The 11590-nt window shown below is 65.2% G+C and carries 15 protein-coding genes; 4 read left to right on the forward strand and 11 right to left on the reverse strand.

Annotation, left to right across the window (positions count from 1 at the left end):
* Positions 1-2 precede the first annotated feature (2 nt).
* From MU582_01515 to MU582_01530, 4 genes are all read right to left on the reverse strand, one after another.
* Complete coding sequence (locus tag MU582_01515) at positions 3-920, reverse strand: ABC transporter permease (GenBank protein UPK75339.1); 918 nt, start codon at positions 918-920, stop codon at positions 3-5.
* On the reverse strand, positions 904-1836 hold the full coding sequence (locus tag MU582_01520) for an ABC transporter ATP-binding protein (GenBank protein UPK75340.1): 933 nt from the start codon (positions 1834-1836) through the stop codon (positions 904-906). Before MU582_01520 ends, MU582_01515 begins: the two co-directional genes overlap by 17 nt.
* A gap of 88 nt (positions 1837-1924) precedes the next feature.
* Positions 1925-2602, reverse strand: a complete 678-nt coding sequence (locus MU582_01525; GenBank protein UPK75341.1) for a helix-turn-helix domain-containing protein — start codon at positions 2600-2602, stop codon at positions 1925-1927.
* Positions 2599-2958 (reverse strand): ferredoxin family protein, encoded by a 360-nt coding sequence (locus MU582_01530; protein ID UPK75342.1) that lies wholly within the window; start codon positions 2956-2958, stop codon positions 2599-2601. Before MU582_01530 ends, MU582_01525 begins: the two co-directional genes overlap by 4 nt.
* Positions 2959-3013: 55 nt before the next feature.
* On the opposite strand from MU582_01530, the gene MU582_01535 reads away from it, so the two are divergent.
* Positions 3014-3640 carry a DUF2249 domain-containing protein gene (locus MU582_01535; protein UPK75343.1) on the forward strand — a complete coding sequence of 209 codons (627 nt, stop codon included), beginning with the start codon at positions 3014-3016 and terminating at the stop codon, positions 3638-3640.
* A gap of 164 nt (positions 3641-3804) precedes the next feature.
* Here MU582_01535 and MU582_01540 read toward each other — a convergent pair whose 3' ends face one another.
* Positions 3805-5064 carry an IS256 family transposase gene (locus tag MU582_01540; protein ID UPK77232.1) on the reverse strand — a complete coding sequence of 420 codons (1260 nt, stop codon included), beginning with the start codon at positions 5062-5064 and terminating at the stop codon, positions 3805-3807.
* 43 nt (positions 5065-5107) lie between these two features.
* Between MU582_01540 and ctaD the strand changes: the two genes are divergently transcribed.
* Complete coding sequence (gene ctaD / locus MU582_01545; GenBank protein ID UPK75344.1) at positions 5108-6745, forward strand: cytochrome c oxidase subunit I; 1638 nt, start codon at positions 5108-5110, stop codon at positions 6743-6745.
* A 27-nt stretch (positions 6746-6772) separates the two neighbouring features.
* Here ctaD and MU582_01550 read toward each other — a convergent pair whose 3' ends face one another.
* The 3 genes from MU582_01550 to MU582_01560 all read right to left on the reverse strand — a co-directional run bounded on the left by MU582_01550 (position 6773) and on the right by MU582_01560 (position 9425).
* Positions 6773-7414 (reverse strand): hypothetical protein, encoded by a 642-nt coding sequence (locus MU582_01550; GenBank protein UPK75345.1) that lies wholly within the window; start codon positions 7412-7414, stop codon positions 6773-6775.
* A gap of 57 nt (positions 7415-7471) precedes the next feature.
* On the reverse strand, positions 7472-8872 hold the full coding sequence (locus MU582_01555) for a GGDEF domain-containing protein (protein ID UPK75346.1): 1401 nt from the start codon (positions 8870-8872) through the stop codon (positions 7472-7474).
* A gap of 91 nt (positions 8873-8963) precedes the next feature.
* Complete coding sequence (locus tag MU582_01560; protein ID UPK75347.1) at positions 8964-9425, reverse strand: VOC family protein; 462 nt, start codon at positions 9423-9425, stop codon at positions 8964-8966.
* 169 nt (positions 9426-9594) lie between these two features.
* Here MU582_01560 and MU582_01565 point away from each other — a divergent pair, with 169 nt between their 5' ends.
* Positions 9595-9786, forward strand: a complete 192-nt coding sequence (locus MU582_01565) for a hypothetical protein (protein UPK75348.1) — start codon at positions 9595-9597, stop codon at positions 9784-9786.
* A 15-nt stretch (positions 9787-9801) separates the two neighbouring features.
* Here the strand turns inward: MU582_01565 and MU582_01570 are convergent, their stop codons facing one another.
* The 3 genes from MU582_01570 to MU582_01580 form a co-directional block, all read right to left on the reverse strand.
* Positions 9802-9957, reverse strand: coding sequence for a hypothetical protein (locus MU582_01570; GenBank protein ID UPK75349.1), 156 nt, complete (start codon positions 9955-9957; stop codon positions 9802-9804).
* 148 nt (positions 9958-10105) lie between these two features.
* On the reverse strand, positions 10106-10567 hold the full coding sequence (locus MU582_01575) for a nuclear transport factor 2 family protein (protein ID UPK75350.1): 462 nt from the start codon (positions 10565-10567) through the stop codon (positions 10106-10108).
* A gap of 102 nt (positions 10568-10669) precedes the next feature.
* Positions 10670-11152 carry a YbaK/EbsC family protein gene (locus MU582_01580; protein UPK75351.1) on the reverse strand — a complete coding sequence of 161 codons (483 nt, stop codon included), beginning with the start codon at positions 11150-11152 and terminating at the stop codon, positions 10670-10672.
* Positions 11153-11205: 53 nt separating this feature from the next.
* On the opposite strand from MU582_01580, the gene MU582_01585 reads away from it, so the two are divergent.
* On the forward strand, positions 11206-11589 hold the full coding sequence (locus MU582_01585) for a hypothetical protein (protein ID UPK75352.1): 384 nt from the start codon (positions 11206-11208) through the stop codon (positions 11587-11589).
* The last annotated feature ends 1 nt before the right edge of the window (position 11590 follow it).

The raw sequence follows: 11590 nt of genomic DNA on the forward strand, positions 1-11590 counted from the left end.
ACTCATGCCTTCACCCTCCGGTAGCGAACCATCAGCGCTACAAGCGATCCGAGGATCGTGACGATCACGGCAGCGATGTACAGCAGACCCATGGCAGTACTGTCCGGTGGCGCCTCGGTTGCCGCCGGGGAGTCGAAACAGAAGACCTGTACGCCGTTCGCGAGTGTGTACGGAGAGAACAGCCCCGCGACCTCCCCGACCGTGTCTGTTCCGGTCTCGGTCGCGATCCCTTGGATGGTCGATACCACGGTGTAGCTGACGACAAGCACGACGATCACGGCTGCCACGGCAAGGCCCCGGCGGACGGTGAGCGCCGCGACCAGCGCAGCCAACCCTGACAGGCATGCCGCCAGCAGAAGCGCACCGAGGGCGGCACTCAGGAAGCGCCCGGTCTCGCGGCCGAACGGTAGCTCGGCGAGTAGCCCGCCCACGTACAACACCAGTAGCGGAGCGCCGATGAGTATGAACGTCGCGACGGTCAGGGACGACATGCGCACCAGCACGTACGCCGGTCGACTCATCGGCCGCGCCAGATAGAGCGTGATGGTGCCGAAGCGCAGGTCGCGCGAGATCAATGCTGGTGCCTGCGCTGCCACGAACACGGAGATCAGCAACTGCGTGGTGATCGGGTAGGTCGAGTACGCGACGATCTGCTCGTCGAGGCCGAGCAGGTCGCGCGCCTGGACCAGCACTCCGACCAGGATCAGCGCCGGGAGAAGCATCAGCGCCAGCAGCATCATCGGTAGCACCTTTGACCGCGCCGATCGACCGAGACCGTACGTGTTGCGCAAGCCGGTCAGGAAGAACGACCACGCCACCGCGCCGGGCTCCAAACGTGGACCGTTGTAGGGGCGATAGCCGAGATCGTGGATGACTCCGGTTCCCTGGCCACGCGGCTCTGGATCAGGAGGGCTGGACACCGCCGGCACCTCCCTCCCGGAACACGTCTTCGATGCGGTGGTGGCGTTCCTGCATCCGAACCAGTCCGAGACCGAGATCGACGGTGAGGTCACGCACGACGTCCGGTGTGGACGCATCGCGTATGTCGACCTCGATCAGCGCGCCCTCGACAGGTCGCATTGTCAGTCCGGCGGCGACGAGTTCGCGACCCAGAACCTGGTTGGCATTGGCCCGGCCCTGGACCTCGATGAGGAGGCTGCCCGTCGCATGCAGGAAGTCGGTCGTTGCCGAGGACCGCAGCAACGTGCCGCTGTCGAGCACGATCACGTGGTCGCTTACCTGCTCCAGTTCGCCGAGCAGATGCGAGGTGACGAGGACCGCGATGCCGAACTCTTTACCGACGCGCCGTACGAGGTCGAGCATGTCGTTGCGCGACGACGGGTCGAGGCCGTTGGTCGGCTCGTCGAGGAGTACGAGCCGTGGGTCGTGCGCCAGTGCTTGTGCGAGTTTTGCGCGCTGTTTCATCCCGGTCGAGTAGCCGCCGATCGGACGGTAGCGTTCCTCGGCCAGGCCGACATGGCGGAGTACGTCGGCCGCCCGCTCGCGCGCCGCGGCGTACGGGAGTCCGGACATCTGACCCAAGTGCACGACCAGGTCGCTGGCGGACGTGTCGGCGGGCAGACAGTCGTGCTCTGGCATGTAGCCGACCAGGGACCGGATCTGACTTCCGGCGGTCGCCACGTCGTACCCGAGCACCGTCGCGGTCCCGCTCGTCGCGGGTACCAGCCCGAGCAGGATCTTCACCAGCGTCGACTTGCCCGCACCGTTTGCGCCGACCAGCCCCGTTACGCCTTCCCCGACGCTGACGGTGAGGTTGTCGAGCGCAGTGACGCGTGGGTATCGCTTGGTCAGACCGGTGGTCTCGATGACGCCCACCTGGCCAATCTAGCGGCTTTGGGTGACTTCGATGGGCTGGTTCGGGAGTCCGAGCGGACGACCGGGATGGTCGTTGAGCGGTGAGCAGTCAGGATTCGGAAATGGTGCTGAGGTGCGCCACGCACAGATCCGGTTCGGCGAAGGCATCGAGTCGATCGACTGTGATCGGCGACTTCCAGGTATCCATGGCGCCCTGCATCAGGCCGAGGTGCACCGGGCAGATGACATCGGCTCGGTTCGACACCAGCTCGAGGAACGGGCAGTTCCGCAACCCGATCCTCGGGTTGTCGTCGTCGACCATCTGCTCGGGTTCGAAACCCAGTTCGTCGAGCAGGCTTCGCAGTCGTTCCACGGATCCGTCGGTATCGGGCCGTACGCCCGGGGGCTCCGAGTCCGCGGCTTCGGTCGCTTGCAAGCGACCCCACAGACGCCCGATCTTCAGCGCTCGCTCCTTGTGGTCGGGATCTGCGGCGAGGCCGGTTGCAAGGGCCGCGGCGAGAGTGTCGTAGCGACGGGGCCCCATGGGGTCCATCCCCGCGGCGGGTTCGAACAACTGTGCCGGGCGTCCGGGTGAGCCAGACTCGGCGGTCGTGCGGGTGACCTGTCCGTTGGCTACGAGCGCGTCGAGATGAAACCGCACGGTGTTGGCGTGGACGCCCAGCCGCTGGGCGATCTCGGCGATGCCGATCGGGCTGTCGGCCTCGCGGATCACCCGCCGAACCTCGGCCCGACGCCCTTCTCGCTGGCTCTGCGGTGGTGTCGTCATGGTGTCGCTGCTGCCTCGTCCTGTCTCGGTAGTGCCGCCACTAGAGGCGTGTCCACCCCCAACGCTCCGAGTCTGGCAGCCCCGCCGGGTGAGCCGAGCGCGTGGTCGCGGCCGGACAGCGGCTCGGCGAAGAACGCCGCGTTGTCGGCAAGGAACGGCTCGAGTTCGTCTGGCAGGTCGTCTTCGTAGTAGATCGCCTCGACCGGGCAGACCGGCTCGCACGCTCCGCAGTCAACGCATTCGTCGGGATGGATGTACAGCGACCGACTGCCCTCGTAGATGCAGTCGACCGGGCACTCGTCGACACAGCCACGATCAAGTACGTCTACACAGGGTTGCCCAATCACGTACGTCATGGCGTAGAGTTTACACAAGTTCAGCTTGTAAAAAATCATCAGACGAGGAGACCCGATGCCACCGGACACTGCGAGCGATTCCGCCGTTCAAGAGTTGGACGTACGTGGGATGCGCAAGCTCGATAAGCATCCGGCGATCTTCAAGACCTATTCGGAGCTGCCCGTCGGCGCGGCGTTCGTACTGGTCAACGACCATGACCCGAAGCATCTGCACGACGAGTTCGAGGCCGACCACGCCAGCAGCTACGACTGGGAGTACCTCAACCGTGAAATGCGCGATTGGCGCATCAAGATCACCAAGCTGGCCGGCACTCCGCTGCCGCGGGTGCTCGTGAACACCGCGACGCTTGCCGCAGAAGCCGCCCCCGACGTCACCGGTGCTGGCTGGAAGCTCGATGCAAGAGAGCGCGATCTCGACTCCAACGTCATCATCCTGCCGCCGGGCGAAACGATCGACGCCCACGCCGGGCCCGATCTCGATGTGCTCATCCATGTCCTGGCCGGCGGTGGTCAGCTCGAAACCGAGTTGACCACGATCGACCTCGAACCGGGTGCCCTGCTCTGGATGCCGCGGCGCTCGCAACGCAAGTTCACCGCGGGCGTCGACGGGCTCAGCTACCTCACCGTGCACCAGCGGCGCCAGGCACTCGTACTCGACACGACACAACTGACGTCGCGGTAGCGATCCACAAAACCATGTACTAGATCAGGGGTGGGAGCAGTGACCGCCACCGAGACTTCCCGAAAGACAACGACGACGTCGCGGCCGAACACACTCGGCCGGAGGATCGTCAAGGTCGTCACGAGGGTCTGTCAGATGAACGGTGGATCTGACCTTGGCGGTTCTTAGTTGCTGGTCGGGTCCAGGCGTCCGGGGAACGTGATCGCGAACGCGTTCAGCGGCGCTTTCCAGCGCATCGTCCATCGTGCTCGGCCCTTCCCGGTGGGGTCAAGGGATCGGGTGACGAGGTACAGGCATTTGAGCGCCGCGGCTTCGGAGGGAAAGTGGCCGCGGGCCTTGACCGCGCGGCGGTAGCGGGCGTTGATCGACTCGATCGCGTTCGTCGTGCAGATGACCTTGCGTATCTCGACGTCGTACTCGAGGAACGGTACGAACTCGGCCCAGGCGTTGCGCCATAGCTGCACGATCGCCGGATACTTGTCCTGCCACTGTGCCGCGAACTCGTCGAACCGGTCCTTGGCCGCCTGCTCCGACGGTGCGGTATAGATCGGCTTGAGACCTCGCACGATCGCATCCCGGTGCTGGCGCCCGGCGTAGCGGAACGAGTTGCGAATCAGGTGGATCACGCACTGCTGCACGATCGTGTGTTCCCAGGTCGTGGTGATCGCTTCTGGCAGGCCCTTGAGCCCGTCGCAGACCGCGATCAGCACATCGGTCACGCCGCGGTTCTTGAGCTCGGCGAAGACCTGCAGCCAGAACCGTGCACCTTCGCCACCATCGTCGCCGGCCCAAATGCCAAGGATGTCGCGTTCACCGTTGGTGGTCACACCGACGACGACATAGAACGGCTTGTTCACCACCTGCCCATCACGGACCTTGATCACCAGGGCGTCGACGAAGATCACCGGGTAGATCGAATCGAGCGGCCGCGATGACCACTCGGCCATCTGATCGACGACCTTGTCGGTGATCTTCGAGATCGTCTCCTTGGAGACCTTGGCCCCATAGACCTCGTCGAAGTGCGCCGCGATCTCACCGGTGGTCAGCCCGCGGGCGGTCAACGACAGCACGACCTCGTCGATCCCGTCCAACCGCCGTTGCCGCTTACGCACGATCTTCGGGTCGAACGACGCGTCAGTGTCGCGGGGAACGTCGATCTCGACCGGGCCGATCTCCGTCAGCACTGTCTTCGACCTGGTCCCGTTGCGGGAGTTGCCGCTGTTGCGGCCCACCGGGTCATGGCGTTCATAGCCGAGATGGTCATCCATCTCGGCCTCGAGCGCCGTCTCCAGCACATTCTTCGTCAACTGGTTGAGCAGCCCGTCCGGGCCAACCAGATCGATGCCCTGTTCCTTGGCCTGCGCCAGAAGCTGCTCGGCCAACTGCTGCTGATCAATGCCCTCTTCGCTCACGGGCTCGATCATCTCGCCCGCTGCGACCTCACGATCTCTCGGATCGGTCGTCGTCATGGTCATTCCTCTCGGTCAGACCAAGACCAGATCCACCATTTTCCTGACAGTCCCCGTCACGACGACTGATCACAAGGTGATCGGCTCGTTGTATTTGGCGACGTCGTTCGGGTTCTTCATCTTCGGCGGCATTCTGGCGTTGTTGATGCGGGCGGAGCTTGGCGCTCCGGGTACGCAGATCGTCAGTGATGAGACGTACAACCAGTTGTTCACGATGCACGGCACGATCATGTTGCTGTTGTTCGCGACACCGTTGTTCGTTGGCTTTGCGAACTGGATCATGCCGTTGCAGATCGGCGCGCCGGATGTCGCGTTCCCACGGCTGAACATGTTCAGCTACTGGTTGTTCCTGTTCGGTGGTCTGATCGCGGCGTCGGGGTTCATCTCACCGGGCGGTGCGGCGAGTTTCGGCTGGTTCGGGTACGCGCCCCTCTCGGATTCGGTGAACTCGCCGGGGGTCGGCGGCGACCTGTGGGTGATGGGCCTGTACCTCGCCGGTCTGGGCACCATTCTGGGTGCGGTGAACTTCGTGACGACGATCATCACGTTGCGCGCGCCGGGGATGACGATGTTCCGGATGCCGATCTTCACCTGGAACGTCTTGGTGACGAGTCTGTTGGTGTTGATCGCGTTCCCGATTCTTGCGGGTGCGTTGTTGATGCTGGAGGCCGATCGGGCGCTGGGTGCGAACGTGTTCGATGCGGCCAATGGTGGTGCGATTTTGTGGCAGCACCTGTTCTGGTTCTTCGGCCATCCGGAGGTCTATATCATCGCGTTGCCGTTCTTCGGCATCGTGACCGAGGTGTTGCCGGTCTTCAGCCGTAAGCCGGTGTTCGGCTACATCGGCCTGGTCGCCGCCACACTCTCCATCGGTGTGTTGTCCGTCTCTGTATGGGCGCATCACATGTTCGCAACCGGTGCTGTCAATCTGCCCTTCTTCTCGCTGATGTCGTTCCTCATTGCCATCCCCACCGGAATCAAGTTCTTCAACTGGATCGGCACCATGTGGGGCGGGTCGTTGAGTTTCGATACACCGTTGATCTTCTCGTTGGGCTTTTTGACGACGTTCCTGTTCGGCGGGTTGACCGGTGTCATCTTGGCGTCGCCGCCGCTGGACTTCCAAGTCACCGACACGTACTTCGTGGTGGCGCATTTCCATTACGTGGTGTTTGGCACGGTGGTGTTCGCGATGTTTGCGGGCTTCTACTACTGGTGGCCGAAGTGGACGGGGCGGATGCTTGATGAGCGTCTGGGCAAGATGCATTTCTGGTTGTTGTTCATCGGGTTCCATTTGACGTTCTTGGTGCAGCATTGGCTCGGTATCGAGGGGATGCCGCGTCGGTATGCCGACTACAGCAGCGCCGATGGGTTCACGGTGTTGAACCAGGTGTCGACGATCGGTGCGTTCCTGTTGGGTGCGTCGACGTTGCCGTTCATCTGGAATGTGTGGAAGACGCGTCGGGCGCCGAAGGTCGAATGCGATGACCCGTGGGGCTGGGGCCGGTCGTTGGAGTGGGCGACGTCGTCGCCGCCCCCGCGACACAACTTCGCGTCGCTGCCACGTATCCGTTCCGACAGCCCGGCCTTCGACCTGCACCACCCCGAGGTCGGCGCTGCTGCGCATTCGGACGAGTAGCGCCCCTCGCCGCCCCGCGAGCCCAGCTCAGGCGGGGTGTTCGCCAGGGGTGTTCGACTGCAGGTACGGCGCCGGGTCGCGCGTCGGGTTCGGCCCGGACATGAGCCACCTCCGTACGCCCTCTGGATAACGGCGTTCGAGCTCCTCGAGGTAAGAGCGTCGGCGGTCCACGATCTGCGCGGTCGTCGAGCTGTTGTCCGACTGGTGGAGAGCGTGCAGGCTGGTACGCCACGCACCGATGAGCTCGGGCGTCGACAAGGTCGACACCGGTATCACCGCGGGGTGAGCGCGCTGCCAACGCGCGCATGCGTCGGGGTTGCGTTCCCACTGACGAAGCCGCCAGGTACGCCGCAGTCGTCGGATCGCGGCCGGCGACGTGCCGCCGAGGACCACGGCGACGAGCACGCCCAACCCGCCCAGGATCGCCAGCAGCCCGAGCACTCCGACGGTTGCGGCCGTTGCGATGAATCCGCGTCGGGTCGCGTCGATCAGCGACTGGCGCGGGATCCCCTCGTCTTCGGCGACCAGGCCCAACGCCGTCGCAGTGATACCGACGAACACGGCGACCGTGATGACGGCAGACGGCGGAATCATCGCGACGGCAACGGCCGACGATGCCACCCAGATCGGACCGGTGACAGCCCACCACAGCCGACGGCCGCTGTTCATCCCAACCAGTACCCCTCGGGTCTGCCGTCGTCGACGACGTACGGGATGCGGAGCGGCTCAATCATGTCGGCCCAGAGCGGCGATGACCGCGGCGAGGAGAGTGTCACCCCAGGCGGGGAGGTCTCCTGTCAGGTAGTCGCCGTAGATCTCGATCAGCCAGCCGTCGCCGGTCTCGTCGCTGCCGCCGGCACCGATCACGCTGCGGTACCCGAAGTACGCGAGGAGCGACCGCTCGCTCTCGGCGCCCTGGGTCAACGTGGCGCTGAACGACTCCCCGGCCAATGCCCGCCGAGTCGTCGTGAAGTCGTCCAGGAGGTACGCGCGTGGTTCGAGTGTCACCGGGCGCTCGGGTTCATCCCAGCGCAGTGGCCTATCCCGCGTCTTACCGCAGTCGACGTCGACAACGGTGTCGTCTACTCGCCTGCTGAGCCACCACGCAGCGGCGTTGGCCTCCTCCGCGATGAGCTCCGCTGCGCGTACGAGGCGCTTTTCGGCGGACTCATCGGCCGGAAGGTCGGTCTCGAGGCGCGCGAGGAGGGCGCCTGCAGCACGCGCCGTCTCGGGTGGCGCCTTCGATTCCTGCGCCGCTCCGGTCAACGAGGCTTTGTGTAGGTACAGCTGTGCGTCGGCCAGAGCGAGTAGACCTCGTACGGCCGCGCCCGGAGACGGACTGCCTGGAGCGCGTCCGTCGAGTCTTGCGTACCCGCGCGCGAGACCAGTGCCGTCACCGAGATCGCCGGCGGCCGCGTCGATGACCTCGATCGTCGCTTCGATGTCAGCCGAACTGGTGCCGGCAGCGGCGATTGCGAACTCGTCGCCGCCGATCCGGGCGGCGACGGCATCGGTGCCCAGGCCTTCGGCGATGTGCGCGAGGATCGCCCCGACGCGGCGAAGCAGCCGATCTCCCGCGCGGTGGCCGAAGCGGTCGTTGACCGCCTTCAGTCCGTTGACGTCGGTGATGATCAGCGAAACTGAGCGATCGGCTTCGGTGAACCTGTCCAGTAGGAACCGCTCGAGCGTGGCGCGCCCGGAGAGCCCCGTGACCGCATCCCGCTGCGTACCCCTGTCGTCGGCCGGCAGGAGGCCCGCGAGCAAGGCGGCTGCGACAACACTCGCGGCGAGGTCGTCACGATCCGGGGAGCCGGCAAAGGTCAGATGCAGTACGGCCTGGCCCGGTGGATTGCGGATCACAAGACTCGCGACCCTGCCCGCCTCGGTCTCCACCTCGGACAACGACTGCTGCCACCGCGGCTCCGGCAGCGTGCAGACTGTGCGCGTACGCCGATGTTCGGAGTCTTGGATCCACCTGACCCCACCCGGCTCCTCGACGCGGCAGATGTGCGCATCGCGCAGGCCGAGGGTCTGCTGCAGGATCAACAGGGCCTGATCGCTGGCCAGTCTGCCGGTCTCCTCGGATGCAGTGGCGATCGCTGCTAATGCGTCGAGATGATGACTCACGCCAGGTTCCTTCACGCTACTCCGGCGGCGGTGCCTACTATCGACTGTAGGCCGTGGATCCGGTCTTGTTCGGCGAACTCTCTACTCCGCTTCACACCACGCAGAACTCGTTGCCCTCCGGATCGAGCATCGTGACGTGATCGAGATGTCCGCCGGTGTGGTAACGCTCGTATACGGTTGCGCCCGCCGCGAGTAGTTCATCGACCTTGGTGTCAATGCGTTGCGTACGTTGTGCGGGGTCGATGTGGCGCCCGCCCGACACCTTCACGTCGAGGTGGAGGCGGTTCTTCACCTGCTTCGGCTCGGGAACCCTCAGCATCGAGACCGACGGCAGCACTCCACCCGGATCGGCAATGGCCGCGCCGTCGTTCCACTCCGCCTCGGGAACCTGCTGATCGGTGAGGAACGCCTCCCAGGTCGCCCAACCGTCGGGTGGCGCCGCCTCCTCGTACCCGAGGGCGAGCGCCCAGAACCGAGCCTGTGCTCTGGGGTCGGCGCAATCCAGGGTCAACCCGAGCGCAGGTCGTGCCGGTGCGGTCTCACTCGACGCCATGGTGTCTCCCTGAATCGGATGCCGCCAGGCTATCGGCGTGCGCTGACACCGAGCCCCGGTCAGACCGCGATGAGCTGCACGCGCAACCTCGTTTTGAGCCAGGTTGATCGCCCTCAGTTACGATCGATGTGCGTACTGTCATCATCGTGTCGGGAGGGCAGGCGGTTCGATGCCCGAGCCTGAGCAGGCTCACCAGACCCGCGGCGGGGTCGAGGCCGAAGATCTCTACCGCAAGGGCTGGAGCGCGGCGGCCGATATGGAGCCCGTCGAGCGGTACCAGGTGTATCGACAGTGGTACCGCGAGGCGACGGATCCATTCTCGGTCGGATTTCGCGACTGTACGCTCCGCACGATGGATTGAGCGTGCAGCCGAGGGTCAGGCCGGCTTGGCGTTGCGCATCCGCTCGGGCGTCCAGTAGTCGGCCGCCTCTTCGATCTCCTGCTGGGAGACGGTGTGCGAGACGCTGCCGTCGCCGTCCGTGCTCTTCGGCTCGTCGTCGGCTGAGGCCGATCCGGTTTGCGTGGTGCCCACGACTGCCAGCGTAATAGCGAGCAGCCCCGCCGCGGGTATGGCTACGGCTCGATACGTGCGTGGTCGCTTCATCGGGCGCCTCCTTCGTCTGTGCATTCAGCTCTCAGACGCACCCTGGCGCGAACCGGTTCCGCTGCCCGTATCCGCGCTACGGCGTGAGATCGACTGCAGCCGGGAAGATGCCGTCGGCGGTTATCTCCATGTGGAACGGCGTCGACTCGTGTAGATGGGCGATCCGCCATGAGCCGTCGACCTTGCGAAGACCGGCAGTGAATCGGAACCACAGCGTGAACGCCTCGGGTGAGCCGATGGGCGTCGCGGACAGTCGGTTGAGTCCGTGGCAGTACGCGATATCGCCGGCAACCGTCGTTGCGAGGTCTCTGACCTCGAACCCGATCGGTCCGTCGAAGCCGGCGAACCAACTGCGTACGGCCTCCGGGTCCCGTGTGGTCGCATTGGGCTGCCGCAGCGGTGGCGCAAGGTTGTACTCGGTGACGTCATCGGTGAACCGGGCGACGAGCGCGTCGGCGTCGCGCTCACGCATCGCGCGCTGCGGGACCAACATCAGATCGCGGATCTCGGCCACATCGGTCGTCGTTGTCGTGTTCATGTCTGCTCCTTCGAGATCGGCACCCGAGTGGTGCCTCTTGAAGGGGTGTAGAAACTGCGATCACGATTTCGACATCGCGGGCGAAGATTTTCGACCGCGGTGCTACGAGTCGGTACGGGTCAGCGGTACGACCGTCGCTTCGTACGCGTGAATCAGATCGGCCGCCTCCACGAGGATGCTGTGCCGATGGCTCCCGGAGCCGATCGCGATGCGACCCGACACCGAATCATCGATGAAGACCGGCCAGGGCGTCGAGCAGCCGATCGGTGTGATCGTGCCGCGTTCGTAGCCGGTCACGGCGCGTGCCTCATCGGCATCGGGCAGAGTCATCCGACTCACGCCTGCTGCCGCCCGCAACTGCGGCCACGACAGTGCGCGGTCACCCGGTATGAGTGCCAACAGGTAGTCATCGGCGCCCCGACGTACGACCAGCGTCTTGATCAGGTGGAGCGGCTCGACGCCGATCGCAGCCGCCGCCTCCTCCAACGAGCGGGCCGACGGCCGCTCACGCACCTCGATCGTCAGACCTCGCTCGCGTGCGTCGGCGCGTGCCCGCGCGGTACCGTCCTCAGAATCGGCCTTCACAACCAAGCCAACACCGAACCGGTCCACCGGATTCCGTTCACCCAGGAGGAGCCATGGCGGATGAGTTCGCCGACTTCGGCCATACGGAGCAGGCGCGGGCGCGTCGTGCCGAAAAGGTGAAGGTGCTCGCGGCGTACTGCTGGGACCGTGCGATCGGCTCCGCGGACCTTCGTACCCTCTCCGACCAGACCCGCCGTCGACTCGCCCGCGCGGCCGACGTGCATCCACCGTCATCGTGGGAGACCTGGGGACAGGTCTGCGAGGCGCTCGATGCCAAAGACGCCTGGGCAGAACGCAATCCAGGCCACACTGCCGCCGCACGCACCCGTCCGTACGGCCGATCCCAATGGGTGGCGACGGCATCGGCACCGCCGCCCGAAACGGGCCCGCCCGTACGCGGCGAGGAGGTCCCGCTGTTCGGCGATGAGATCGGCTGAG

It is taken from the genome of Nocardioidaceae bacterium SCSIO 66511, assembly GCA_023100825.1.
Lineage (GTDB): Bacteria > Actinomycetota > Actinomycetes > Propionibacteriales > Nocardioidaceae > Solicola.